At 64.6% G+C, this 26,113-nt stretch carries 19 protein-coding genes and 1 tRNA gene; 13 read left to right on the top strand and 7 right to left on the bottom strand.

Annotation, left to right across the window (positions count from 1 at the left end; all coding sequences use genetic code 11):
• Window positions 1–86: 86 nt before the first annotated feature.
• A complete protein-coding gene (locus AC3IMC_RS12170) occupies window positions 87–980 on the top strand; it encodes a hypothetical protein (RefSeq protein WP_490918814.1) in 894 nt (297 codons plus the stop codon).
• Window positions 981–1,268: 288 nt separating this feature from the next.
• Window positions 1,269–1,907: an AfsR/SARP family transcriptional regulator gene (locus tag AC3IMC_RS12175; RefSeq protein ID WP_490918815.1), complete on the top strand. Its 639-nt coding sequence runs from the start codon at window positions 1,269–1,271 to the stop codon at window positions 1,905–1,907.
• Window positions 1,908–1,936: 29 nt separating this feature from the next.
• Here the strand turns inward: AC3IMC_RS12175 and AC3IMC_RS12180 are convergent, their stop codons facing one another.
• Entirely contained in the window at window positions 1,937–2,596 is a 660-nt protein-coding gene (locus AC3IMC_RS12180) for a response regulator (protein ID WP_490918816.1), read from the bottom strand.
• A gap of 8 nt (window positions 2,597–2,604) precedes the next feature.
• Window positions 2,605–4,443, bottom strand: coding sequence for a sensor histidine kinase (locus tag AC3IMC_RS12185; protein WP_490918817.1), 1,839 nt, complete (start codon window positions 4,441–4,443; stop codon window positions 2,605–2,607).
• A 516-nt stretch (window positions 4,444–4,959) separates the two neighbouring features.
• Here AC3IMC_RS12185 and AC3IMC_RS12190 point away from each other — a divergent pair.
• Complete coding sequence (locus AC3IMC_RS12190) at window positions 4,960–6,654, top strand: phosphodiester glycosidase family protein (protein ID WP_490918818.1); 1,695 nt, start codon at window positions 4,960–4,962, stop codon at window positions 6,652–6,654.
• A 337-nt stretch (window positions 6,655–6,991) separates the two neighbouring features.
• Here the strand turns inward: AC3IMC_RS12190 and AC3IMC_RS12195 are convergent, their stop codons facing one another.
• Entirely contained in the window at window positions 6,992–7,669 is a 678-nt protein-coding gene (locus AC3IMC_RS12195; protein WP_490918819.1) for an NADPH-dependent F420 reductase, read from the bottom strand.
• Between the two features lie 132 nt (window positions 7,670–7,801).
• On the opposite strand from AC3IMC_RS12195, the gene AC3IMC_RS12200 reads away from it, so the two are divergent.
• The 9 genes from AC3IMC_RS12200 to AC3IMC_RS12240 all read left to right on the top strand — a co-directional run bounded on the left by AC3IMC_RS12200 (window position 7,802) and on the right by AC3IMC_RS12240 (window position 17,233).
• Complete coding sequence (locus AC3IMC_RS12200; protein ID WP_490918820.1) at window positions 7,802–8,392, top strand: TetR/AcrR family transcriptional regulator; 591 nt, start codon at window positions 7,802–7,804, stop codon at window positions 8,390–8,392.
• A gap of 662 nt (window positions 8,393–9,054) precedes the next feature.
• Window positions 9,055–9,699 carry a TetR/AcrR family transcriptional regulator gene (locus tag AC3IMC_RS12205; protein ID WP_490918821.1) on the top strand — a complete coding sequence of 215 codons (645 nt, stop codon included), beginning with the start codon at window positions 9,055–9,057 and terminating at the stop codon, window positions 9,697–9,699.
• Window positions 9,700–10,288: 589 nt separating this feature from the next.
• On the top strand, window positions 10,289–11,263 hold the full coding sequence (locus AC3IMC_RS12210; RefSeq protein ID WP_490918822.1) for an aldo/keto reductase: 975 nt from the start codon (window positions 10,289–10,291) through the stop codon (window positions 11,261–11,263).
• A gap of 59 nt (window positions 11,264–11,322) precedes the next feature.
• Entirely contained in the window at window positions 11,323–11,457 is a 135-nt protein-coding gene (locus AC3IMC_RS12215; protein ID WP_490918823.1) for a hypothetical protein, read from the top strand.
• 727 nt (window positions 11,458–12,184) lie between these two features.
• Complete coding sequence (locus AC3IMC_RS12220) at window positions 12,185–13,084, top strand: NAD(P)-dependent oxidoreductase (protein WP_490918824.1); 900 nt, start codon at window positions 12,185–12,187, stop codon at window positions 13,082–13,084.
• Entirely contained in the window at window positions 13,081–14,454 is a 1,374-nt protein-coding gene (locus tag AC3IMC_RS12225; RefSeq protein WP_490918825.1) for an MFS transporter, read from the top strand. Before AC3IMC_RS12220 ends, AC3IMC_RS12225 begins: the two co-directional genes overlap by 4 nt.
• Window positions 14,451–15,080, top strand: a complete 630-nt coding sequence (locus AC3IMC_RS12230; RefSeq protein ID WP_490918826.1) for a 4-carboxy-4-hydroxy-2-oxoadipate aldolase/oxaloacetate decarboxylase — start codon at window positions 14,451–14,453, stop codon at window positions 15,078–15,080. The genes AC3IMC_RS12225 and AC3IMC_RS12230 overlap by 4 nt, the downstream gene beginning before the upstream one ends.
• Before the next feature lie 39 nt (window positions 15,081–15,119).
• Window positions 15,120–15,779 carry a GntR family transcriptional regulator gene (locus tag AC3IMC_RS12235; RefSeq protein WP_490918827.1) on the top strand — a complete coding sequence of 220 codons (660 nt, stop codon included), beginning with the start codon at window positions 15,120–15,122 and terminating at the stop codon, window positions 15,777–15,779.
• A 239-nt stretch (window positions 15,780–16,018) separates the two neighbouring features.
• A complete protein-coding gene (locus AC3IMC_RS12240) occupies window positions 16,019–17,233 on the top strand; it encodes a glycosyltransferase (protein WP_490918828.1) in 1,215 nt (404 codons plus the stop codon).
• 194 nt (window positions 17,234–17,427) lie between these two features.
• On the opposite strand, the gene AC3IMC_RS12245 is transcribed toward AC3IMC_RS12240, so the two are convergent.
• Window positions 17,428–17,509 (bottom strand) — tRNA-Leu (locus AC3IMC_RS12245).
• 204 nt (window positions 17,510–17,713) lie between these two features.
• On the opposite strand from AC3IMC_RS12245, the gene AC3IMC_RS12250 reads away from it, so the two are divergent.
• Window positions 17,714–18,319: an ANTAR domain-containing response regulator gene (locus tag AC3IMC_RS12250; protein WP_490918829.1), complete on the top strand. Its 606-nt coding sequence runs from the start codon at window positions 17,714–17,716 to the stop codon at window positions 18,317–18,319.
• Between the two features lie 136 nt (window positions 18,320–18,455).
• Here AC3IMC_RS12250 and pyk read toward each other — a convergent pair whose 3' ends face one another.
• From pyk to gltB, 3 genes are all read right to left on the bottom strand, one after another.
• The gene (gene pyk / locus AC3IMC_RS12255) at window positions 18,456–19,943 is read right to left on the bottom strand and encodes a pyruvate kinase (protein ID WP_490918830.1); all 1,488 of its coding nucleotides are present in this window, start codon (window positions 19,941–19,943) and stop codon (window positions 18,456–18,458) included.
• A gap of 64 nt (window positions 19,944–20,007) precedes the next feature.
• Window positions 20,008–21,465 (bottom strand): glutamate synthase subunit beta, encoded by a 1,458-nt coding sequence (locus AC3IMC_RS12260; RefSeq protein ID WP_490918831.1) that lies wholly within the window; start codon window positions 21,463–21,465, stop codon window positions 20,008–20,010.
• Window positions 21,458–26,071, bottom strand: a complete 4,614-nt coding sequence (gene gltB / locus AC3IMC_RS12265) for a glutamate synthase large subunit (RefSeq protein ID WP_490918832.1) — start codon at window positions 26,069–26,071, stop codon at window positions 21,458–21,460. Before gltB ends, AC3IMC_RS12260 begins: the two co-directional genes overlap by 8 nt.
• Window positions 26,072–26,113: the final 42 nt, after the last annotated feature.

Raw genomic sequence — 26,113 nt, forward strand, 5'->3', positions numbered from 1 at the left:
TCATATCGTGGAGCCACAGCCTCCCCTCCAGGCCTACGGCCATCAAACGTGGCGCTCCATCCCAAGATGCAAAGGAAAGAAATACCGTGAAAAAGATCAAGACTGACATAGACAAGGTCCTCGACCAGCTGGTGGCCGACCGTCGCGAGGAGGTCATCCGTTTGCAGACCAGACAGGCCAACCGCTTGCGGGAACTTGAAAGCAGGGGGCAAACCCGGCTCTCACAGCTTCAGGACACCTTGCCCAGCGAATTGGGCGAGGCCTTCAAAAACCAAGAGCGTTTGCACGAGGAGCAAACCGAGGAGACCCTCCAGCTGGTCACCTCGCTTAGCAAAGAACTGTCCGCCGCCTCATCTTCTACGGAGCTGGCCAGCCTTCATCCGGGCTTTGGCGCCGCACTGAATGCCCGCGCGGCAGCCGTTGGCTGGTTGACCCCCTACTACGGGACGCTGCACGGTTCCGACGGAAACGTGTACTGGCAGGGCTACAACCCCGGCAACATAGACGCTTCGGTATACGCCAACGGTGCAGGATCAGGTCTGTTCGGCACCGGCGCGCGGTCGTTCACCGTGCACATGGACTGGTGGTTCACCTACAGGGCACCGGAAAACCGCAACTACTCCCATTCGGTGTCGGTCCCTTTTAACGGCTTCTACATCGTCCGGGCAGACGACGGCTTCTGGGACTCGAAGGAAGCGCATGTCCGGATCGATCTCTCAGCCGTCGGCTACCAGTACAACTACAAGGCCACCGGCACCGCCAATGTCCTTGACGTCAGCGATGACAACATCAATGTCAACGATCGGTTCGATGGTTGGCGCAACATGTATTACTCCGACCTGCTTGGCGCCGACCAGGCCTACCTGCGGGTTACAGCTTCCCTCTACGTCTATGCCCGGGGTGGGGGCTCCACCGCGCAACTGAACTTCAGCGACGGTTCGGCCAATTACCTCGGCGTTCCCTGGGTGTACGTGAGTTAGGTGCCCGTTTGCCGGCAGGCGGACATGGGGGAACGGCGGAGGACGATTGGGGCCTCCGCCGTTCCCGCATGTCCAAAGGCCCGGTAATGCAGGACCACTCTTCTTCCCGAGGCAGCCCCGTTGGCTGCCTTTAAGTGACAGCACGGAAGTGCCCGTCCCGGGACGCCAGCAGACTGGAAGCACGCTTTGACCCGCGAAGACAGTGAGGATTTGGCGATGACCGACACCACCTGGACTTTGACTCTCTTGGGCTGCTGGCAGCTGCGGCGCCTAGGCCAACCAGTGCGCGTGACAAGCCGCCAACGCCGGCTCATCACTGCACTGGCGCTTCTTGGGCCGCGATCGCGGACGGCCATGGCGGGGCTGCTCTGGCCGGACAGCAACGACCAGCAAGCCGCAGCCAGCGTGCGGGTCACCCTGTGGCACGTTGCCCACGAGCTTCCCGGCCTGCTGCAGGGCACGGAAGACCCTCTGGCCTTGGACCCGTCAGTAGCCGTTGACGTCCATCTCCTGGAGCAGTCGCTGAAACACGCATCCGGAGAGACACCTGCAATTGAGGATCTAAGGACGGCGGAACTCCTGCCGGGCTGCTATGAGGACTGGGTCATCGGCGAACAGGAGCGGTTCCGTCACCTGCGTGTCATGGCCTTGGACGCTGCAGCAGAACGGGCGCTCGCCGACGGCGATGCGGAGACGGCCGAAAGGGCCGGGCTGGCCGCGGCCGGTATCGAACCCCTGCGGGAGCGTTCGGTGGTCCTGCTCGTTCGGGCGCAGCTCGCCGCCGGGAACATCAACGGGGCGCAACGGTCCTACCGCCGTTTCCGGAGTCTCTGCCAGGAGACTCTTGGCCTCGAACCCGGCTTTCAGCTGGCCCATTTGATGCGCGCAGAACTTCACTCGCGCGTAGCCGCGCTGGTTGCATCTTGAGGACGGGGTCAGGTTGCGCTGGTCACGCTTCAGGCCCTGGGGTCGTGGCCGGCGCGGAGGTATGTCAGGACGGCCAGCACCCGTCGGTGGTCCTCTGGCTCAGGGTGGAGCCCGAACTTGAGGAAGATGCTGCGGACATGCGCCTCGACAGTGCGCTCACTCATCAGAAGCGCCGCGGCTATCCCGGTATTGGTGCGGCCCTCCGCCATCAGCGCCAGTACGTCCTTCTCACGGCTGGACAGTTCCTGGCTGTAGCGCGCCGCTGCCTGCGGCCGGGAGACCATGCGGCTGACCAGGTCTGGATCGACGGCGGTTCCACCCCTTGCCACCCGCTGCAGTGCCTCCAGGAACTCGTCCATGTCCGACACGCGTTCCTTCAGCAGGTACCCGAGGCTGCCGGCACCGTTGCCCATGAGGGCCATGGCGTTATCCGTTTCGATGTACTGGGAAAGGAGCAGCACGCCAGTTTCGGGATGGTCCCGCCGGATCCGCTCCGCTGCCCGAATGCCCTCAACCGTATACGACGGGGGCATCCGAATATCCACCACAGCCACATCAGGCCGTTGGCCGGCTACCAGATCCAGTAACCCCTGCGCATCCGAGGCTTCCCCCACGACGTCCAGGCCTTCGGAAGCCAGCAGGACGGCCAATCCCCTCCGCAAGAGAGCGGAATCATCAGCGATTGCCACACGCAGAGTCACGGCATGGCCCCCTCGGAATCATTGACGAAGGGGAGGGTAACGGTAATAGTGGTTCCCCGGCCCGGCGGACTGGAAAGGCCAAGGACGCCGCCCAAAGCTTCCGCACGGTCTGTCAGGCCGAGCAGGCCCCCATCAGGGCCGAATCTTGCCCCGCCCCGGCCGTCGTCGGCAATCGTCATGACGAGTTCCTTCGTGTTGCTGGCCAGGGAAATATTCATGGACGTGGCTGCTGCATGCTTGACCGTATTGGTCACCGCCTCCGCGCAGATGAAATAGGCGGCCATCTCGACCGTCGGTGGCGGCCGCAGGGGAAGGTCGGCCTTGACTTGGATGGGTACCTCAGCGCGTTCAGCCAGGGAGGTCACGGAAGCAATAAGGCCGCGGTCGCGCAACGACGGCGGATACATGCCGTGCGCCAGCTCCCTCAGCTCGGCAAGGGCCTCGTTGAGGTCCTTGCGGGCCTGCTGGACGAGGACCTGCATCTCTTGTGGATCCTGCACCCGGACGGCCCTTGCCAAGACCATGGCGACGGCCACGAGCCGCTGCTGGGCGCCGTCGTGCAAGTCCCTTTCCAGCTGCCGCCGACGGTCGTCCCCGGCGGTGACAATGCGCTGCCGCGAGCGCCTGACTTCGATCAGCTTTTCACGCAGCTGCTGTTCCATATGCTGGTTTTCAAGGGTGAGGGTCGTAGCGCTGCTGAGGGCAGCGAGCAGTTCAGGCTGGTCCTTGAGCGTCTCATCAAAGACCAAGGCGCCGAAGGGTCTGCCACTGCGTTCAAGGACAATCGCAGCCCTGCCCGAGGTGCCGTTGGGCAGGCACTGCTGCCCGCCGTCGTCGTCAATGAACTGTCCCACCTCCTCTGACCAACGCCACAGTGTCAGGGTGGGGTCGTGCACCGAGCGGCGCAGGACGCGGATAAGCCGGTCGTTAACCGGCACCGCGCCGATTTCGACCATGACATCGCCCAGGGCGCCACGGGCGAAGCGGTACCGCCAAAGGCCTAACAAGACCGCAAAAGGCACCACCGCAGTGGCCGGGTACTGCCACAGCAACGCTTCGGGCGAGAGGGTCCCCGACAGCTGCACCACCGCCAGGGACACCCAGATAGTCGCAGCCGTCTTCAGTATGACGGCCAGCCACAGCGGCAGAAATGAGGAGCGATAGGCCGGCGTTCCGGAGCGCCAGCGCGCCACCAGCACAGCCACCACGGAAAGTCCCACACAGATCTGGAACACCCTGGCCGCATTTCCAATCCGGTTGGTGATCTCCGCACTGTTCCACAGCAGGAAAAGGTTCTGCGAGCTGGAGGCGTGCCCGGCAATCTGTTCCCGAGGGTCGAAGAACGCCCACCCGGCGATCGCGATGAAGAGCCAGGAGGCAAAGAAGAACGTCACGAACCGCTTCTCCCACCTGCTGCGCAGTCTGCCCCCCGGAAAGCACAAGGCCAGCTGCAGCAAAGGTGGCTGGTACATCAGCGTCAAAGTCACCCCAAGAGTGAAGGCCAGTGGACTGCTGGACAGGCGAAGACCGGCGGCCAGCCACATCCACCCCGACACCACTAGCAGCAGGCCTGGATTGCGGTTGGGCCTGCTGTACCAAGCGGCGATGCCTGCAGCCACGAAGGCCAGGCCCACCGCGAAGAACAGGAGTAACTCCGTCACTGAAAACGGCACCCGGTTTGGATTTTGACTCCACCGCAGGACCCCCTGCGCGTTCAGAAAAAGGGTCCGGGCAGGGTCGCCCAGGGCTGCCGGCGCCCAGTCGACATTGACCAGCACCAACGCCACAAGTCCAGCCGTTGCAGTCAGCACTCCCCAGAACTGTCGGAAAGTCATTCAGGATCCGTTCTCCAAGCCTGGATGCTCGGGGAGATCACGGGAGGCCGGGATGAACAGGACATCTTTCCCTAGGTGGTGATGACGGGGGCGGGTTCCTTGACTTGGCCTGGCACCGGGCTCGTACTCCCGGCGCTGCATGTCGGGTTTAATCTGCCCGGTGCCGAATCGGAGCGGCGGGTTGACGTTGCGGAAGTCAAAATAGTCCGGGGAGCGTTACAGCCGCGTTATCGCGGCTTACTGACAGAGCTGCTGCCTCAGCAGCAGCAATGGCGGCAATCGGTAGTTCCCGTCCAGGGCAGCCACCCTTGGATTAAACGCAAGGAAGTACGACGGCGGCTGGGCAGCTTGCCAGTTTTAACTGGGCGCCTCATCTTTTCGTGGCGGGGCCCTCAGGCGCGAAGGGTCGAAGGTTGCCCCTCCGATAGGCGCAGTTCACCAGCCAGCCATACCCGATTAATTACTGATGAGTAGCCTGGGAGCTCCTGTTGAGACCCCAACCTTAAGAGGCCTACCTTGAGCTCCAGAACAACCCGCCGTCTTCCCGTGACGGGCGTGGTGCGACGCCGTGCGGCTGTCACCGCGCTGGCCGTATCCATTCCCGTCGCCCTCCTCGCGCCAGTGGGCGCCTCCACCGCGGCACCCATGGTTCCGGCACCGGATCAGCAGACTGCCACGCCGTCACAGCCCGCCCACCTTGATCTTGGGGCGGCAGATCAGCCCGAGACCCGGACAGTGACCACCCTTGCCCCGGGCCTGACCCGGACCGTCATCACCCGCGGCACTCCCAACCAGGACTTCTTCTGGACCATCGAGGTGGCCGTCCCCTCCACCTCCCCGGACCCTGACGCCCCCGCCACGGCGCTGTCCACCCAAGCGCAGGCGCAGCTTGTTGCCGACAAGCTCATCGCCGCCGAAGTTCCTGCCCGTGTCGAGCACGTCCAGTCACCCCAGCTGGCCGACGCCGGCGGCGACCTCGGATACCGCGTCCGGGCCGGACAGTTCGCTGCGAAGGCGGATGGCGCAGCGACCGTCGATCAAATCAAGGCTGCCGGCTACAAATCCTCCACTATCTACACCGGCTGGGACGGCGACGCAGGCTCCAGCGAAGATGACCGCGGCCCCTGGAACCTGCAGGTACTGACCATCGACCCGAAGGAATTCCGCGGCGACCTTACCTCGTCGTTCGGCCCGAATCTCCAAGACCGCGAGACAACGAGCTCACTCGCCGCCGCTGCCGGTGCCCTGGCTGCCACGAATGGCGGCTACTTCGTGATGGACCCCGCCGCCGGCGCCCCGGGCGACCCTGCAGGGGCAGCAGCCCAGGACGGCAAGGTCCTCAGCGAACCCGTCGGGGACCGGCCCTCCCTGGTCATCGAGAAGAACGGCACCTCCATCCAGCGCCTGCACTGGCACGGCTCAGTCACCGGACCGGGCCAGGCCGAAGAACTTCCCCTGGACGGGATCAACCGGGTCCCCGGGCTCATCCGCAACTGCGGAGGCACCGACGACACCCCCACCAACCTGCCGCTGCATGACTTCACCTGCACGGACGCGGACGAGATCGTCGGCTTCACTCCGGAATTCGGCCCCACCACCCCGTCCGGGCCGGGACTTGAAGTCGTGCTTGATGGCAACGGCACCGTCACCGCGGTCAACCACAGCCGCGGCACCGCCGTCCCGCCCGGCAGCCAGACCCTTCAGGCCATCGGAGCGGACGCCGACAAGCTCGCCGCCCTGGCCACCCCCGGCTCCAAACTCAAAGTCGACACGGACCTGGTCGATGAGAGCGGCAAGAAGCTCAAGACCAGCCCCACGACCGACGTGATCAACGGCGGACCGACTCTCGTCCAAGACGGGCAGCTGAACGTCACCGCCAAGCGTGACGGCATGGTCCGCACCAATGACAGCAACAGCTTCTTCTACGGCTGGGTGCACAAGCGCAACCCCCGCACCATTGCCGGCATCGATGCCCAAGGCCGCACCCTGCTGGTCACGGCCGACGGCCGCCAGACCACGAGCCTCGGCCTGAGCATCAAGGAATCAGCCGACGTCGCCCGCTCGCTGGGCATGGTCAATGCCATCAACCTCGACGGCGGTGGATCCACCACCATGGTCGAGGACGGTCAAGTCGTTAACTCGCCCTCCGACGCCACCGGCGAGCGTCCAGTCGGGGACGCCCTTCTCCTTCTTCCCGGCCGCAAGGGATAAGCCGGCACGGCCCCAGCAGACAAGGTCATACCTGAAGGGCAGGGAAGGCGCGCTCAGCGAACGGGGCGCGCCTTTCCCGTGCCCCGGCGACCACATAGGATCCGCCAGATCATGCGATATCAAGCAAAAATCCGGCAATCTGCAGACAGCCGCTGCAGTGCCGTGGGGCCGAAGCCGTTCATGCTTAGGTCTGCCTAGGTCGCTGTGTCGTTTACCGCGGTCGCAGATTCGAGGCAAAGAAGTCCTGTCGGAGGCTACCGCGTCGAGGTGCGCTACCTCGGGTGAGCGAAGTGGGCCGCCCTGCCGGCGTCGCAGTCCGGCAGGGCGGCCGAAGGGATCAGCGGACGATCTTGAAGTTGAACGCGGGGGTCCCGAGCGCGCCCCAAAGGCGGAGCCAAACGGGCAGGAGCATTTCGGTGCCACGTGCAGTGCTGATGTCGCCAAGGTCGATGACATCCTGGTGGCCGAAGTCCTTCAGGAGCACGGTGACGATTTCCTTGGCGTCACTGTCATTCCCGGACACAAAAACGGTCCCGGGATCGGACAGCTGCCCCGGGCGGGCCATGAGATCGGCGTTCATGGTGTTCAGGGACTTCACGACCCGGGCCTTGGGGAAGGCGCGCTGGATCTGCTCACCGAGGGAATCAGTGTCCTTGACGAACAGAGTTGGAGGCATGCCGTTGCTGAAGTCCAGCGGATTGGCAATGTCGAGGATGATCTTCCCATCGAGATTTTCCGCGCCCGCCTGGGCCAGCACCTCCAGTGAGGCGCCGCCGTTGGTGGCATTGACGATAAGGTCGGCACCGGCTGCGGCATCGGCGAAACGGGCCAGGGTGACACCACTGTTCTCAGCGGCCCACCCGGCGAAGGACGGCGTGCCCATGGCGTCCGCCTCAGTGCGGGCCAGTGTTGCCTCCGGATCGCGCGTGCCCATTACCACGGTGTGGCCCAGCTCGACCAGGCGCGATGCGATGATCCGCCCGACCATGCCGGTCCCCAAGACTGCTGCCTTCATGATGTTCTCCTTGCTTCCTGTCCCGCCTGTACGGATCAAATGTGACGGATCGTTCTCAAGTTTGTGACGGATCGTTCCGTCTGTCAAACTTGTGACCGGGAACAACTCTCACGATCCATAAGGAGTGGTGTGGTGGCGCGCAGATCGGGCGAGGAGAACCGTCGCAACGTGCTCGAAGTGGCGACCCGGCTGTTCTACCAGCAGGGCATCCGGGCGGTGGGGATGGACACTGTGGTGAAGGAGTGTGGGGTTGGCAATGCCACGGTCTACCGTCAGTTTCCTACCAAGGACGCCTTAGCCACCGCCTACGTCCAGGGCCGCGCTGACGCCTGGTTTGACCGCATGCGGCAAGCCGCCGATGACCGGCCCAAACCGCAGGACAAGCTCCTAGCCATCTTTGAGGTATTGGCTACGGACTGCGCCGGCCCGACCTACCGCGGCTGCCCTATGCTGAACACCAGCACCGAGTTCCCCGGCGGCGCACACCCGGCCCACATGGCAGCTGTTAGCCACAAGCAGCAAGTCCGCGACTTGTTCTACTCCCTTGCAGCTGATGCCGGGGCGGACGACCCCGGGCAACTGGCCGAAGAACTCCTCATCGTCCTCAACGGGGCATACGCCACAGGGGCCGTCCTGGACGGTGCCACCTACGGGAAACGCGCCCTGAACCTGGCCCGGCGAATCATCAACGACGCCTGCGCGCCACCCGCTGCCAAGACCTAGTTCCGGCCGGTCTATAACACCCCCGCATTCATCACCGCGTACAAAACGCCGGCGCGCGCACACGCCCCAGCCTGACGTCAGATTGACTGGCAACGGACCACACTGGGCCCAGCTACCTTCTTCTCAGACGCGGAAATCACACCGAGAGCCACGTCGACCGGCGGGAGGCCCGCTCCCACTGCCATCCATAAAGCTGACGTATGAGTGGACGCTGTCCACACCCTCCTTGGCGCGACAAATGCGGGAATACGCCCCCCGGCGCTGTCTCCTCAATCCCCCCGAACGCCCTACAAGCAGCCATGTCGTACCCGCGTTCCAGCCCTGTGAATATGAGTAGGGCCATTCCGGGCCCACCCGAGAAGCCCGGCGAAGAAGAATCGCACCGACTCACCTCGGTCTATTAGCCATCCCAGCAGCATCCGGTGCCCTTGCAGGTGCCGTCGTCGTCCTCACCCGTCAAGCCGTCAATGACTGCATCCTCGGCCTGGCCCTGTACCTCCAACGCTAAATCCCCAGCCCGACATGTCCCCGGGCGTCTTCACGAATCGGGGCGCCCTTCTCCATCGCAGAGAAATGCCTCGGCTTCAGTAAGCCCCAACATGCCGTGTTGATGAGCTGAGGTGTACCGACTGGTCTGTCTGTTCGTGTAGGGTCGGCTTTTGATGGCACACACATACGACGTTCCGGCCGCCTTTGGTGGCGTTGGCGTTGCTACTCCTGCACGGCCGACTACAGGTGGTGCCCGGGAGCGCATCCTGGCTGCGGCATACGAGCTGTTCCTACAGCGCGGCATCCGCGATGTCGGCATCAATGAGTTGATCTCCAGAGCCGGGGTCGCCAAAGCAACGTTCTATACGCACTTCGCCTCCAAGGACGAACTGGTCCTTGCCTATCTGGAGCGCTGCCACCAGGACCTGACGGTTGATGCGATTATCGCCGAAACCGCACGGCGGACGGACAGCCCTACGGGCAGATTGTTGGCCATCTTCGATGTCCTGGACGGGTGGTTCCGCCAGGATGATTTCCAAGCCTGCGCCTTCGTCAGCACCCTGTTGGAGATGGGTCCCGCTCATCCACTGGGAGTTGCATCCATTGAATATTTAGCAGAAGTCCGCGCCTTCATACGGGCCCTGGCTGTGGAGGGCGGCCTTGAACGACCTGACGTTTTTGCCCGCTCCTGCCACATCCTGACAAAGGGTTCGATCATTTCGGCTGTCGAGGGAGACCGAGAGGCAGCCGTGTTCGCCAAGCGCATGGCCACTTTCCTCATCCGCGACCATGGAGGTGACGTCAGCATTGCCCCTTGAATTTTCATCGCCGAGCCCGCAGTCATCTGGTTTTGCGTTTGTGCGTTGCTCCAAGAAAGCTGCCGCACGCGTACCCTCAATCCTCGAGGGTCAGTGAACAGGGGCGAAGCACTGGCGAGGCAACATGAAGAGAGTTGCGCGGGCCGGTGGCAACTGCCAGTGATGACGGATACACAACTGTTCAGCATCCTCCTGGACCCTAGGGGGCCGGAACTGGTCACAGGCTTGTCAGATGAAGAGCTAGCCAGACTCCTGGATGCTCTTTACCGACACCTTGATACTTACGCACCCGAGCCAAGTGCTGTTTTCTGGTACGACATAGCCCGCAAGGAAAGCGTACGGAGAACCCGCCGGGATACCGGGACTCCCCAAGGCAACCAAGGCACATAAATGTCGCGGTCCAGCCACGATGGTCATGACTCCCCCACGTCGACGGCCCTTTGCGACCGTGCTCCCCGTGCCGCGGTCCGGCGCGTTGATGAAACGGTGCTTGTGCCCGCGCGTGCAGATGCGCACAAGGGGCTGTTCTTCACATAGCGTGGGGGCAGGGGTTGCAGCTGCGACCGGGACTGCAAGGCGGAGGACGAACATGGATTACATCAAGCTCGGCAACACCGGCATGGACATCTCGCCCCTGGCACTGGGATGTATGACATACGGGGATCCCGCGCGGGGTCCCCATCCGTGGACGCTGCCTGAAAGTGAGAGCCGGCCACTGATCCGCCAAGCCGTGGATGCCGGTATCAACTTCTTCGACACCGCGAACGTCTACTCCAACGGCTCCAGCGAGGAGATCGTGGGCAGCGCGCTGGCCGAGTTCACCCGCCGCGAGGAAATCGTGATCGCCACAAAGGTCCACGGCGTGATGCGGCCCGGCCCGAACGGAAGGGGACTTTCGCGCAAGGCCATCTTCGCGGAGCTTGATGCCAGCCTGACCCGGCTGGGGACGGACTATGTCGATCTGTACCAGATTCACCGCTGGGATCCGGCCACACCCATAGAGGAAACGCTTGAAGCCCTGCACGACGTCGTCAAGGCCGGCAAAGTCCGCTATATCGGTGCCTCATCGATGGCCGCATGGCAATTCAGCAAGGCCCTGTATCTGCAGCAGACCAATGGCTGGACCCGGTTCGTGACGATGCAGGACCACTACAACCTCGTATACCGGGAGGAGGAACGCGAAATGTTCCCCCTCTGCGCCGACCAAAAGATCGGGGTCCTGCCCTGGAGTCCGCTGGCCCGCGGCAAACTGACCCGGGACTGGGACGAGAAAACCAACCGTTCGGAGAAGGACGAGTTCGGCAAGACGCTCTACAGTGCCGAGAGCGGCGACCGGGCGGTCGCGGATGCCGTGCGCGCTATTGCCGAACGTCGAGGGGTGCCACGCGCCCAGGTGGCCTTGGCTTGGGTCCGCTCCAACAGTGTGGTCAGCGCGCCCATCGTCGGTGCGAGCAAGCCACAACATCTCCACGACGCCCTGAGCTCGCTCGAGCTAACGCTCACGCCGGAGGAAAAGACAGAACTTGAAAGTCCCTACGTCCCGCACGAAATCGCCGGATACTGATCCCCGGTAACCGAACCCGCTCCAGGCTCGGCATTCCACGAATGCCGAGCCTGCGTTGTGTGGGAGGAAACACCGTGGGCTTTGCCGAAGAGCTAAGAAGCAGCTGTGCCAAGGACTGTGACGTCGCCGTCGGGCACGGATTCGTTGACCGGCTCCTGGACGGCAGGCTCCGGGATTCCGTGCTGCGTCACTAGCCGGTACAGGATTACCAGTTCTGCGATTTGTTGCCCTGCTGGGGCAGGCAGCAGCCTCGGCGCCGTCTCTGTCGTCCAGGCCGGTGCGGTACTGCCGGTGGCCGACTGGTTGTAGGGCGACTGCGCGGCACGTGCCGGCCGCCCGGACTCCTTGCCGACGGCAAACACGCGCGCCGAATGGATTCGGCTGCACAACAATCCCGGAGAGCGAAGGCAATGTGCCCCCTCTCAACTAGCGACAAGACAACTGATCTCCCTGGCATTTGCCTTTAAGGTATGGTCTGCGTCTGCTTCATCCGGTTCGAGGGCACGGCCGGCTTACAGGGCATCCGCAGGCACAGCGATGCTGTGCGGAAAGTATAGGAACGCATGTAAGAAGGGCACCGCCACAGCGCATCCTCACGGGAGGTGGGGCGCCTCCACCTACTGTGGAGTCGATCAGCAGCAACTGCCCAAAGCTCGGCCCTGGCCCGAAAACAGGGCCTGCCCTTCAAACGCCAGAGGACCCCGCCGACCGATCCGGCGGGGTCCTCCGCGTTTGACCCGAAGTAAGGCGCGATAGGCGGAGAAGGGGCTGCACGAGGACTTGAGCCCCTCCGGGGTAAGCCACAAAGAGCGACAATAAAAATGCCATCGCGCTCAATTTTCTACCGGTTCTATTCACCGTTGCCATAATGGTTCTTAGATTGTATTCTTGATCACAGACGCTGAGACGAAGGAGTCTGTCTTGAAAACCACAATCATTGGTTCTGGCCAAGTTGGCCTGTGCTGGGCGGAGGCGCTCTCCGCGGACGCCGCCCACGTCCTTTCCCTTTCGGATCCGCAGCCGCCGGCTGCCGCCGTTAGCTGGTCCGAGAAATCCGGCACCCCCATCCGGTCGACCCTGGGGCCGTGGATTGCAGACCAGGACATCGTTCTGGTCTGTGTGCCGGGCTCGGTACTGCCGTTTGTGACCGATGCGCTGGTACAGCATGTGTCTCCCGGTGCCACAATCGTTGATATGACGACGGCCAGTGCCCAGGCCAAGAGGGAGTCAGCCGCGCAGGCTGATACCGCAAGCATCGCCTACATCGACATCGCGATTACCGGTGCTGTCGCGCTCAACGGAGTGCACACTCCGCTGCTGTATGCGGGCAAGCCCGACAGCGCCGTCCTGGACCTGCTGGCTTCGGTTGGCGCACCGGTCCGGGTCCTGCTCGACAGCGCTCCCGGTGATGCCGTGACCGTCAAGCTGCTGCGCTCGGTAATCATGAAGGGACTGGAAGCCCTGGCCACTGAGGCTTTGCCCGCCGCGCAGTCCTATGGCGTTCTCGACCAGCTGTTCGCCGTGCTTGGGGACGTTGACCAGGCTCCCTTTACCGATTTGCTGAGGAGCATGGTCGCCACCCACGCTGCCCACTCTGTCCGCCGCCACGTCGAAGTCCTCGAAGCAGCTGCCCAGCTGGAAGGCATCGGATACCCGGCCGGACTGACCGAACTGGTTGCGGAAAAGTTCGCAACCACCGCCGACAACGTCGCACGAACAGGCGGGCCCGAAAACCCGTCGTTCGAAGCATCCATGGACTGGCTGGCGACACCCACAGTCCGGGCCTCCAAATCCGCTGCCATCCAGGAGGTGTCGGCATGAGCGCCGCCGCAATCCGTCCCCGTATCGGGGACGCCACCGTCCGCAAGATCAAATTCCGGGTCCTACCCCTACTCGTCGTGCTCTACATCATCGCCTTCATCGACCGGGCCAACGTCGGGTTCGTCGCCAAGGAAATGAACGCCGACATCGGCATCACCACCGCCCAGTTCGGCCTGGCCGCAGGATTGTTCTCCATCGGCTACTTCCTCTTCGAAGTGCCCAGCAACATACTGATGCGTAAGGTCGGAGCCCGCCGCTGGATCGCGCGCATCCTCATCTCCTGGGGAGTCGTAGCCGTCGCTTCCGGCTTCGTGCAGGACTTCACCCAACTCGCGATCGCCCGGACGCTTCTTGGCATCGCAGAGGCCGGATTCTTCCCCTGCGTCATCCTCTACCTGTCCTACTGGTTCCCCGAACGTGAACGGGCACGCGTCGTCGCGCTTTTCATGGTCGCCCTGCCACTGGCCACCGTCATCGCAGCCCCGCTGTCAGGCGTCATTATGGACAACGTTGCCTGGCTGGGCCTCGACGGCTGGCGTTGGGTGTTCATCCTTGAAGGAGCACCCGCCCTGATCCTGGCCGCGGTAACGCTCTTCGTCCTCGTCGACTCCCCCGCAAAGGCCAAATGGCTCACGGCCGAAGAGAAAACCTGGCTTGAAACCACCCTGCAGGCCGAGCAGGCCGCCAAAGTCCAGCGCCACGGCCATGTCTCGTTCTGGCGCAGCCTGGCCGGCGGCCGCGTCCTCGCCCTGTCCCTGATCTACTACAGCAAGTCCGTCGCGATCTACGTCCTGGCGTTCTTCACCCCGCAGATCATCTCGGCCGCGGCCACCCAGCTCAGCAACACCGCCGTCGGATACATCAACGCCGTCCCCTACGGCATCGCCGCGATCGTCATGGTCTACTGGGCCCGCCGCTCCGACAAAAAGCGCGAACGGCGCTGGCACGTCGGCATCCCGCTGATCGCCGCCGGCGTCGGACTTGCCCTGATGCCGTTCGCCGTCAACAACCTCTGGCTGTCCATCGTGCTGCTGACCGTCATCACCGTCGCCGTCTACGCCACCTACGGCCCGTTCTGGTCCCTGCCCTCCCTCTTCCTCACCGGGCAATCAGCAGCCGTCGGCCTCGCAGCCATCAACTCCGTAGCCAACCTCGGCGGTTTCGTCGGCCCCTTCGCATTCGGCGCACTCAAAGACTCCACCGGCAACAACAACTGGGGCCTTGCCCTGGTCAGCGTCACCTGCCTCGTCGCCGCGGCCATGGTCGTCGGCCTGAAATTCGTCAAGCAGGCCGAAGCGACCGCCCGCATCGCCGAAGAAGAAGCCGACGACCAGGCAGAACTCGTCACCACAGGAGATCACAAGGAATGACCACCACCGCAATGACCGACCCCCGCATCAACCGACTTGCCGGGCTGGGTGCCGCCACCGTCTACGAGGCCAATGGACAACGGGACGCCCTTGACCCCGCCATCAAACCCCTCGACCCGCGCACGAAAATCGCTGGCCGGGTGGTGACCGTGGACCTCGAACCCGCCGATAACTGGTTCATCCACATCGCCCTCCTGGAGGCCGGCGAAGGGGACATCCTGGTGGTCGACGCGAAAGGCTACACCCAAGCCGGTCCCTGGGGTGATGTGCTAACCCTCGCAGCCCAGGAACGCGGGCTCGCCGGACTCGTCATCGACGGCGCAGTACGCGACAGCCAGGAAATCATCGCGTCAGGTTTCCCCGTCTTTACCCGCGGAGTTTGCATCCGCAAAACCACAAAGGTCCAAAAAGGCCGCGTCAACGTTCCCGTGGTCATCGGCGGCGTGCTCATCCAGCCGGGCGACATACTGGTCGGTGACGCCGACGGCCTCGTCAAGGTCAACACCGGCGACATCGACACGGCCCTCGACCTGGCCGAACGGCGCGAGCTCAAAGAAGAAGAGATGCGCGCGAAGATCCGGGAAGGCGCCACGACACTGGACCTGCTCGGACTGACCCTGCCCTGATAATAAGCTGGACCAGTAGCATCGTGGTCGGCTGAGATCATGACAGATCTCGGGAGGGAAATGGACACGCAGCGTCAAGACGTTTTAGAGGACCTGCGTGCCAAAATCACCACGGGCAAGCTGCCCCCAGGGAGCCATCTCACCGAACGGGGCCTCTGCGAGGAATACTCCCTCAGCCGCACACCCATCCGAACCGTTCTGCGCGAACTGGCCGACGAAGGCTTGGTCGTTGTCTCCCCCAACCGCGGCGTCTTCGTCGCGGAATGGACCAACGCCGACGCGGCAGAAGTGATGTCAATCCGGGCACTGCTTGAGTCCCACGCAGCAGGCCTAGCGGCACACAGCCGGTCAGACTCCCAGCTCCAGGAACTGAACCGGCTGTGTGACCGCATGGACGAAGTCGCCGCCAACCATAAAGACGGATACCGGACCGAAATCGCAGAACTCAACCACCAACTGCACCTGCTCTTCCTCGAAGCGGCAGCCTCACCCAGACTCTTCAACATCGCCAAAGACCTCGCCCTCGCTCCACTGATGTCAGGGTCCTTTCAGTACTACTCCACCGACGAACTCCATCGAAGTCTCCAGGACCACCGGCTCATCCTCGACGCCATCACTCAACGCGACGAACACAGGGCCCGGGCCCTCATGGAAAGCCACCTCCGCACCTCCTACGCAGCCCTCACACGCAGACGCTGACCAGTCGAGCAGATTCAATTCACCGCCTCCAGCCTCGGTCATCCTGACGACTTCGCCGTCTCCGCACCATCCAAAGCACCGGAGGCTCGTCAGCATGCACGCTTACTGGTCCCCTGCCAACGGACTTGCAGTGACACACAACCACGGCACTCCCTACCAGCACGTCGAATGGCGCCTGCTCATCAACGCACTGGTGGTGGCCGGGCTCTATCTTCAGTTACTGAAGTTAGCGTGTATGCGTGGATATCATCTTCATTGCTAACGACACTCGCGGTGGGGTCGAACCTTATATCGCACTCGCGCGCGAAGCAACGTCGCGCGGGCATCGGGTGGGCGCCGCAGCACCTCCGGATTACGAGGACCAGTTCGTAGCGGCCGGCGTGCGGTTCGCACCCCTGCGGGGCGCTGATAAGGAGGCCATCACGGCAGCGGGTGGTCGGGTGTCGATGCGCGACATGGGCCGGCTCGTAAGTGCGCTCGCGGAAGACTGGGCTCGTGACACGGCGGAGCTCGCGCGGGGTTCGCATGTGATCGTGTCCGGCATCGGCGGGATGGGCCTGGCGCTGCCGGTCGCGGCTTCGACCGGAGCGGCTGTGCTGCGCGCGCACCTGCAGCCACTGGAAGCACCGAGTACCGCCTATCCGGGTCCTCTCGCCCCCGGATTGGACCGATGGGGTCCGATCGGCCGCCGAGTGTCGCACAGTATCACTGCCGCCGGAACGCGGCTGCTCCTTCAAATGCCGGAGCGCGCTGCCCGCACCGCTCTCGGCGTCAAGGGCCCGCCTGTAGTCCTGCCGGAGATCGTGTACGGGTTCAGCAGTGCCGTCGTCCCCGTCCGATCCGATGCACAGACTCGACGACTCGCGACGGGGTATTGGACCCTGGGCAGCAACGGTTCCGCGCCCGATGCGTCATTGGCGGAGTTCCTCGACGCGCCGGGCCCGGTCGTGAGCATCGGATTCGGCAGTATGCAGACCGATGACCCGCGAGCCTTGCGCGGCATCGTCTGCGAGGCCGTCCGCCTCGCCGGCGTGCGAGCCGTGCTGCTCACGGGCTGGGGCGCTCTCGGCGGTGGTATGGACCAGGACGAGCGCGTGTTCTCCGCACCATCCGTCCCTCATGACTGGCTATTCCCCCGGATGTCGGCGAACGTGCACCACGGCGGCGCCGGCACGACCGGCGCAGCGATCGGGGCTGGTGTCCCCACGGTGATCGTCCCGTTCGGCGCTGACCAGCCGTTCTGGGCGCAGCGGGCCCACCAGCTCGGCGTCGCACCGAAACCCATACCACAGCGCAAGCTCACCGCGGCGAGTCTGGCCGGGGCACTGGAACAGGCCCTAAGCGACGCAGATATGACCGCACGGGCGCGGGAATTGGGGGCTCTGCTGGGCCGGGAAACCGGTGTGAAAAGCGCAATGGACGAGATCGAGTCCGCCCTGCAGCGGCGCCGGTGACGGGCCGCCTGAACGCTCGGCGCCTCCGCACGAACGCTGCGACCGACGAAGCACGTACGGACGGTGCGCGAGGCGGGACTCCCTCCTCACGACTCACGCGGCACTCGCCCGGCTCCCGACTGCCCAAAACTCCACAAAGTCAAGCTTTGTCAACAGAAGAAAGGCACAATGCCCCCTGACCTCTGGAAACACTGTGCCCGAGGTGGGACTCGAACCCACACACCTTTCGATACCGCATTTTGAGTGCGGCGCGTCTGCCAATTCCGCCACTCGGGCGCGGAATACATGGAGCAAAACGCTACGCCCACAGCTGACTGTGAGCAACGCGATCGCTTCACGTACGCGGAATTACTCTACATGCAGATAGGCTGAATTCCAGAATCGCGCCGCCGTCGCCGCAACCGAACCCCTGCAAGCCAAGTACAGCCGCGGTGGCACCTAAGATAGTGATGTCCCGCCGTACCTTTTCAAGGAGATCCCGTGACTGAACAGACGGAGTCAAAGTCCACGTCCCAGCCGGCGCGCCGCGTCATTGTGGCAGAGGATGAAACCCTCATCCGCCTCGACATCATCGAAATCCTGCGGGGCGAGGGTTATGAGGTTGTGGGCGAGGCGGACAACGGCGAGAAGGCCGTGCAGCTGGCCGAGGAACTGAAACCGGACCTGGTCCTGATGGACGTCAAGATGCCCGTCATGGACGGCATTTCCGCAGCCGAAAAGATCGTCAAGGCCCGCATCGCCCCCGTGGTGCTGCTGACCGCCTTCAGCCAGAAGGAACTCGTGGAGCGGGCCCGCGATGCCGGCGCCATGGCATACGTCGTCAAGCCGTTCACGCCCGCGGACCTGATCCCGGCCTTGGAGATCGCGCTGTCCCGCCACGAGGAAATCAAGGCGTTGGAAAGCGAAGTCTCCGACCTCCAGGAGCAGTTCGCCACCCGCAAGCTGGTGGAACGCGCCAAGAGCCTGCTGACCACCAAGATGGGCCTCACCGAGCCGGAAGCCTTCCGCTGGATCCAGAAGACCTCCATGGACCGCCGCCTCAGCATGCGCGAAGTGGCCGAGACCATCATTAACCAGGTCAACTAGCCTTCCGCCGGTTGGGCCCGGGAAGAATTACGACGACGGGCCCAACCGCGCACCGGTAGGTCGCCGCACAGACCAGCGCCACAGCGGAAAAGGACCCCTGCCAGCCGGCAGGGGTCCTTTTTTTCGTAGGTGAAGACTACTTCTTCTTCTTTTCCGGCCAGGGGCCGAGCTTCTCGCGGTTGCTGCCGATTTCCCCGCCGCGCGTGGAGTCGGCGAGGTCGCCCACCTTGTGCACCTTCAGCGAGTTGGTGGAGCCGGCCTTGCCGGGAGGGGAACCGGCGGCGATAACCACCAGGTCGCCGTCCTGCACCAGGCCCATTTCCTCAAGGCTGCGGTCAACCTGCGCGGTCATGGCGTCGGTGTGGTCCACCATCTGCACCAGCACGGGCTGGATGCCCCAGGTCAGCGCCAGCTGGTTCCAGACCTGCTCCACCGGGGTGAAAGCGAAGACCGGCTTGATGGGACGCAGGCGGGACAGTCGGCGTGCGGAGTCGCCTGACTGGGTGAACGCACAGATGTACTTGGCGTCCAGCTGGTCGGCGATTTCGACGGCGGCACGGGTGATGGCGCCGCCACGGGTCTTGGGCTTGGTCCCCAGCGGGGGGACGCGCTCCAGGCCGTGGACCTCGGTGGACTCGATGATCCGGGCCATGGTCTTGACCGTGTCGATGGGGTACTTGCCCACGCTGGTCTCACCTGACAGCATGACAGCGTCGGCACCATCGAGCACCGCGTTGGCGCAGTCCGAGGCCTCCGCTCGCGTCGGGCGCGGGTTGTCGATCATGGACTCGAGCACCTGGGTGGCCACGATGACGGGCTTCGCCCAGCGGCGGGCCAGTTCGATGGCGCGCTTCTGGACGATCGGCACTTCCTCCAGCGGCAGCTCAACGCCAAGGTCGCCACGGGCCACCATGATCGCGTCGAAAGCGTCGATGATCTCGGGCAGCTGCTCCACGGCCTGCGGCTTTTCGATCTTGGCGATGACCGGCGCGCGGCGGCCTTCCTCGTCCATGATCTCGTGCACGCGGGTGATGTCGGCGGCATCGCGGACGAAGGACAGTGCCACCAGGTCCACGCCGCGGCGAAGCGCCCAGCGCAGGTCGTCCTCATCCTTCTCGCTCAGGGCGGGGACGTTCACGGCAACGCCGGGAAGGTTGATGCCCTTGTTGTTGGACACCATGCCGCCGACCGTCACCTCGGCGACGACCTTGACGTCGTCGACCTCAATGGCGCGCAGCGCCACCTTGCCGTCGTCGATCAGCAGCGCATCGCCCACCTTGACGTCCTCCGTGAGGCTCTTCAGCGTGGTGGAGCAGATCTCCTGGGTGCCGGGAACGTCCTCGGTGGTGATGGTGAAGATGTCACCCACGGCCAGGGCGTGCGGCCCGTCAACGAAGCGGCCCAGGCGGATCTTGGGACCCTGCAGGTCCGCCATGATGGCGACGGCCTTCCCAAGGTCGGACGCGGCCTTGCGGACGTTTTCGTAGGTGTTGTCATGCACGGTGTAGTCGCCGTGGCTCATGTTCATCCGGGCGACGTCGACGCCGGCCTCGAGCACCGCGAGGGTGTTTTCGTAGCTGGCAATAGCCGGGCCGAACGTAGCCACAATTTTTGCGCGTCTCATATACCTACCCTATTGGTCACTTGCATTGGTTAAGTTGTCGAAGAGGTGAACCCTCGGTGCAGCCCTAGAGGACGGCGATGGCGCGGTCGGTCGGTGCCACCGGCGCGGGCAGGATGGTGCTCCCCATGAGGTACTTGTCGACGGCGGCAGCGGCGGCCCGTCCTTCGGCAATGGCCCACACGATCAGGGACTGGCCGCGGCCGGCGTCACCGGCAACGAAGACACCCTCGGTGTTGGTCATGTAGTAGCCGTCGCGGGCAACGTTGCCGCGGCCGTCGAACTCGGCGTGAACCTGCTCGGTGATGCCCGCAGGCTCGGCTCCGGTGAAGCCCAGTGACAGGAACACCAGGTCCGCGGGGATGATCCGCTCGGTACCGGCCTTCGGGAGGCGCTTGCCGTCGACGAACTCCGTCTCAGCCACCTTCACCCCGGTCAGCTTGCCGTTTTCGCCGACGAACTCCACGGTGGAGGCGAGGTAGGTGCGTTCGCCGCCTTCCTCGTGGGCGCTGGCCACCTCGAAGAGGTTGGGGAACGTCGGCCACGGCTGGTGGCTCGCACGCTCCACCGGCGGCTGCTTGCCGATGGCCAGGGTGGTGACGGACGCTGCGCCGTGTCGGTGGGCAGTGCCCAGGCAGTCGGCGCCGGTGTCGCCGCCGCCAAGGATCACCACGTGCTTGCCCTGGGCATGGATCTGGTTTTCGATGGTTTCCCCGGCCACCGCGCGGTTTGCGGGCACCAGGTAGTCCATGGCGAAGTGGACGCCGTCCAGGTCGCGGCCCGGGATGGGCAGGTCGCGCGGAACGGTGGCACCGGTGCACACCACAACGGCGTCGTAGCGCCGGCGCAGTTGCTCCCACGTGACGTCCGTGCCGACGGCAACGCCGGTACGGAAACGCGTCCCTTCCGCCTTCATCTGCTCGACGCGGCGGTCGACCTGCTCTTTTTCCATCTTGAAGTCGGGGATGCCGTACCGCAGGAGGCCGCCGATCTTGTCGTCCCGTTCGTAGACGGCAACAGTGTGGCCCACGCGGGTCAGCTGCTGGGCGACCGCAAGGCCGGCAGGCCCGGAACCAACCACGGCAACCGTCTTGCCCGTCAGGCGGGCCGGCGGCAGCGGGTTGACCCAGCCGTTGTCCCACGCTTCATCGATGATCGAGACTTCCACCTGCTTGATGGTGACCGCAGGCTGGTTGATCCCCAACACGCAGGACGCCTCGCATGGCGCGGGGCACAGCCGGCCGGTGAACTCGGGGAAGTTGTTGGTGGCGTGCAGGCGCTCGATGGCCTCGTCGCCCTTGTCCCGCCACATCAGGTCGTTCCACTCGGGAATGAGGTTGCCCAGCGGGCAGCCCTGGTGGCAGAACGGAACGCCGCAGTCCATGCAGCGGCCGGCCTGCGCCTTCAGGACACCCTTTTCCTGGGCCTCGTAGACTTCCTTCCAGTCCATGATGCGGACGGGAACGGGACGGCGCGGCTGGGTTTCACGCTGGCGTACTTTCAGAAATCCGCGTGGATCAGCCACCGGTTACCTCCAGGATTCGAGACCATACTTCTTCGCCGTCGGGGTCAAGGCCCTCTTCGATGGCGTCGAGACGGGTTTGCAGCACGGCCGCGTAGTCGCGCGGCAGCACCTTGGTGATGCGGGCAGCGGTGTCATCGAAGTTCTCGAGGAGGCGCGCAGCCAGCTGGGAGTCGGTTTCTTCAACGTGCTTGACCAGCAGGCCGTGCACGATGTCGCGGTCCTCGGCGTCCAGCTCACGCAGCTGCAGCTCGCCGGACTCCAGCGCCTGCTTGTTGACGCGGGTGGTCCGCAGGTCCAGGACGTAGGCGGTTCCGCCGGACATGCCGGCTCCGAAGTTGCGGCCGGTGCGTCCGATGATCAGCGTCTGGCCACCGGTCATGTACTCGCAGCCGTGATCGCCGATGCCTTCGACGACGGCCGTGGCACCGGAGTTGCGGACCAGGAAGCGTTCGCCCACCTGGCCGCGCAGGAACAGCTCGCCGCTGGTGGCACCGTAGCCGATCACGTTACCGGCGATCACGTTGGTCTCCGCCTTGAAGACGTTGGTGCGGTCAGGCCGGACGATGATGCGGCCGCCGGAGAGGCCCTTGCCCACGTAGTCGTTCGAGTCGCCGAACAGCCGCAGGGTGATGCCTGCGGGCAGGAAGGCGCCCAGGGACTGGCCGGCAGTGCCGTTCAGGGTCACGTCGATCGTGTCCGTGGCGAGCACGTCGGTGCCAAAGGTCTTGGTCACCACGTGGCCCAGCATGGTGCCCACCGAACGGTCGGTGTTGATCACGTCCACGGTGATCTTCACCGGGCTGCGGTCCGTCAGCGCTTCGGTGGCCATGGTGATCAGGCGCTGGTCGAAGTGCTTGTCCAGCTCGTGGTTCTGGCCGGTCATGTTCCGCAGCGGCGCGTCGTCGTCGAACTCCAGGCCGTGCAGGATCGGGTCCAGGTCCAGGCCGTCGGCCTTCCAGTGGTCCACGGCGTCGCGGGTGTCCAGCACCTCGGCATGGCCGATGGCCTCTTCGAGGCTGCGGAAACCGAGCTCGGCCAGGATCTCGCGGACTTCCTCAGCGAGGAACTCGAAGAAGTTGACCACGAACTCCGGCTTGCCGCTGAACCGGGCGCGCAGCTCGGGGTTCTGGGTGGCGACGCCCACGGGGCACGTGTCCAGGTGGCAGACGCGCATCATGATGCAGCCCTCGACCACGAGCGGCGCGGTGGCGAAACCGAACTCCTCGCCGCCGAGCAGTGCGGCGATGACCACATCGCGGCCGGTCTTGAGCTGGCCGTCCACCTGCACCACCACGCGGTCGCGCAGGCCGTTAAGCATCAGGGTCTGCTGGGTCTCGGCCAGGCCGAGCTCCCACGGGACACCAGCGTGCTTGAGCGAGTTCAGCGGCGAGGCGCCGGTGCCGCCGTCGTGTCCGGAGACAAGGACGACGTCGGCCTTCGCCTTGGTCACGCCGGACGCCACAGTGCCGATCCCGACTTCCGAGACAAGCTTCACGTGCACACGGGCCGAGGGGTTGGCGCGCTTGGCATCGTAGATGAGCTGCGCCAGGTCCTCGATCGAGTAGATGTCGTGGTGCGGGGGCGGGGAGATCAGCCCAACGCCGGGGGTCGAGTGCCGCGTGCGGGCAACCCACGGGTAGACCTTCTGGGCCATCAGCTGGCCGCCTTCGCCGGGCTTGGCACCCTGCGCCATCTTGATCTGGATGTCGTCGGCGTTGGTCAGGTAGAGGCTCGTCACACCAAACCGGCCGGACGCGATCTGCTTGACGGCGGAGCGGCGCTCCGGGTCCATCAGGCGGTCCACGTCCTCGCCGCCTTCACCGGTATTGGACTTGCCGCCCAGCCGGTTCATGGCGATGGCCAGCGTCTCGTGGGCCTCCTTGGAGATGGAGCCGTAGCTCATCGCGCCGGTGGAGAACCGCTTGACGATGCTGGAGACGGGCTCCACTTCCTCAAGGGGAACGGCGGGGCGTTCGTTCTTGAACTTCAGCAGGCCGCGGAGGGTCATCAGGTTGGTGGACTGGTCATCCACGCCCTTGGTGTAGGCCTTGAAGATGTCGTAGCGGCGTTCGCGGGTGGCGTGCTGGAGCCGGAAGACGGTCTCCGGGTTGAACAGGTGCGGTTCGCCGTCGCGGCGCCACTGGTATTCGCCGCCGCCGAGCAGCGGGCGGTGCGGCTGCTCGATGCCACCCTCGGGGTAGGCCATCTGGTGGCGTGCCGAAACCTCGGCCGCGATGACGTCAAGGCCCACGCCGCCCAGCTGGGAGTGGGTTCCGGCGAAGAATTCGTCCACCAGTTCCTGGCCCAGGCCCAGCGCCTCGAAGGTCTGCGCGCCGGTGTAGGAGGCCACCGTGGAGATGCCCATCTTGGACATGATCTTCAGGACGCCCTTGCCGAGGCCCTTGATCAGGTTGTAGACGCCGTCCTGCGGGGTGACGCCCGTGACGTCGCCGGCAGCGATGAGCTGCTCCACGGATTCCATGGCCAGGTACGGGTTCACGGCGGAGGCGCCATAGCCGATCAGGACGGCAACGTGGTGCGTCTCGCGGACGTCGCCGGCCTCGACCACCAGGGCGGTCTTGGTGCGGTTGGCACTGCGCAGCAGGTGGTGGTGCACGGCGCTGACCAGCAGCAGCGACGGGATGGGCGCCCACTGGGCGTTCGAGTCGCGGTCGGACAGGACGATGTACTGCACGCCGCGGTTGATGGCACCGGAAACCTGCTCGCAGATCTCGGTGAGCCGGGCGCGCAGGGCGTTCTCGCCGCCTTCGGGGCGGTACAGGCCGCGGACCTTCATGGCCACGCGGTTGCCGTCGGCGTCCTCGATGTTGGCGATCTTGGCGAGCTGGTCATTATTGATCACCGGGAACGGCAGCTGGACCTGCGGCTGGCGGACCTGCTTGGTATCCAGCAGGTTGCCGTTGGGTCCGATGGCGCAGGTCAGCGAGGTGACCAGCTCTTCGCGGATGGCGTCCAGCGGCGGGTTGGTGACCTGCGCGAAGGACTGCACGAAGTAGTCGAAGAGCAGGCGCGGGCGCTTGGACAGCACGGCCACAGGAGTGTCGGAGCCCATGGCGCCCAGCGGTTCGGCACCGGTGCGGGCCATCGGGCCCAGCAGGATCTTCAGTTCCTCGGTGGTGTAGCCGAAGGTCCGCTGGCGGATGTTGACGGACGCGGCGGTGTGCACCACGTGCTCACGCTCGGGGAGGTCGTTGAGGTCGATCAGGTTGTCCTTGACCCACTCGGCCCACGGGTTGGCCGCGGCCACTTCGGCCTTGACCTCTTCGTCGTCGATGATGCGGCCGGCGTCGGTGTCCACCAGGAACATCTTGCCCGGGGACACGCGGCCCTTCTTGACCACCTTGGAGGGTTCGACGTCAATGACGCCCACCTCGGAGGCGAAGACAATGAGGCCGTCCTCGGTGATCCAGAACCGGCCCGGGCGCAGGCCGTTGCGGTCCAGGGTGGCGCCAACCAGGTTGCCGTCGGTGAAGGACACAGCGGCAGGACCGTCCCAGGGTTCCATCAGCAGCGAGTGGTACTCGTAGAACGCACGGCGTGCAGGGTCCATCGTGGCGTGGTTTTCCCAGGCCTCGGGGATCATCATCATGATCGAGTGCGTGATCGGGCGGCCGGACAGCCAGAGGAGTTCCGCTACCTCGTCAAAGGAAGCCGAGTCCGAGGCGCCGGGGGTGCAGATGGGGTACAGCTCTTCCGGCGAGTCACCCAGCAGCGGGTTGGCCAGCTGGGACTGGCGGGCGCGCATCCAGTTCCGGTTGCCCTTGACGGTGTTGATTTCACCGTTGTGGGCGATGGTCCGGAACGGCTGCGCCAGCGGCCAGGACGGGAAGGTGTTGGTGGAGAAGCGCGAGTGGACGATCGCCAGCTTGGTCTTGAACCGCTTGTCGGAAAGGTCCGGGTAGAACGGCTCCAGCTGGGCGGTGGTGAGCATGCCCTTGTAGACGATGGTCCGGGAGGACAGCGACGGGAAGTAGACGCCGAACTTGTTCTGCGCGCGCTTGCGGATACGCCAGGCGCGGGAGTCCAGTTCGTTGCGGTCCAGTTCCTCGCCGTTGGCGGACGCCAGGAAAGGCTGGGAAAAGTACGGCATGCAGGCACGCGCCATGGCACCAACGAGGTCGGCGACGACGGGAACCTCGCGCCAGCCCAGGACCTTCAGGCCCTCGTCCGCCGCCAGGCCCTCGATGCCGGCCTTCGCAGCGTCGGCTTCGCGCTGCTCGGCGGGGAGGAACGCGGTACCCGCAACGTACTGGCCGGGAGCGGGCAGCTCGAATTCGGTGACAGCCCGGAAGAATTCGTCCGGGATCTGCATGAGGAGGCCGGCGCCGTCGCCCGTTCCCTCGTCGGCACCCACGGCGCCGCGGTGCTCAAGGTTGCGCAGCGCCGTCAATGCGGCGTCGACGATGTCGTACCCGGGTTCACCACGCAGGGTGGCGATGATCGCCAGGCCGCAGGCGTCCTTCTCCTGCTCCGGGTTGTACAGCCCGGCAGCCTCCGGCAAGGCCGCGAAGCGCTTGAACGGCGACAATGCAGTCTCAGGCTGATCCGGTTCAGACCAGCTGGGAGTGTGAAGAGTTTGGGTCATGGGAGACGTCCTTCCTCCTGATCGTGCGTATGGAAGGGACAC

The sequence above is a fragment of the Arthrobacter sp. E70 genome, from assembly GCF_058266945.1.

What these genes read in the sequence shown, in the direction of transcription:
- AC3IMC_RS12185 (WP_490918817.1), bottom strand. Translation starts at nt 4,443, where the DNA reads ATGACTTTCCGACAGTTCTGGGGAGTGCTGACTGCAACGGCTGGACTT.
- AC3IMC_RS12195 (WP_490918819.1), bottom strand. Translation starts at nt 7,669, where the DNA reads ATGAAGGCAGCAGTCTTGGGGACCGGCATGGTCGGGCGGATCATCGCA.
- AC3IMC_RS12205 (WP_490918821.1), top strand. Translation starts at nt 9,055, where the DNA reads ATGGCACACACATACGACGTTCCGGCCGCCTTTGGTGGCGTTGGCGTT.
- AC3IMC_RS12210 (WP_490918822.1), top strand. Translation starts at nt 10,289, where the DNA reads ATGGATTACATCAAGCTCGGCAACACCGGCATGGACATCTCGCCCCTG.
- AC3IMC_RS12225 (WP_490918825.1), top strand. Translation starts at nt 13,081, where the DNA reads ATGAGCGCCGCCGCAATCCGTCCCCGTATCGGGGACGCCACCGTCCGC.
- AC3IMC_RS12230 (WP_490918826.1), top strand. Translation starts at nt 14,451, where the DNA reads ATGACCACCACCGCAATGACCGACCCCCGCATCAACCGACTTGCCGGG.
- AC3IMC_RS12235 (WP_490918827.1), top strand. Translation starts at nt 15,120, where the DNA reads ATGACAGATCTCGGGAGGGAAATGGACACGCAGCGTCAAGACGTTTTA.
- pyk (WP_490918830.1), bottom strand. Translation starts at nt 19,943, where the DNA reads ATGAGACGCGCAAAAATTGTGGCTACGTTCGGCCCGGCTATTGCCAGC.
- gltB (WP_490918832.1), bottom strand. Translation starts at nt 26,071, where the DNA reads ATGACCCAAACTCTTCACACTCCCAGCTGGTCTGAACCGGATCAGCCT.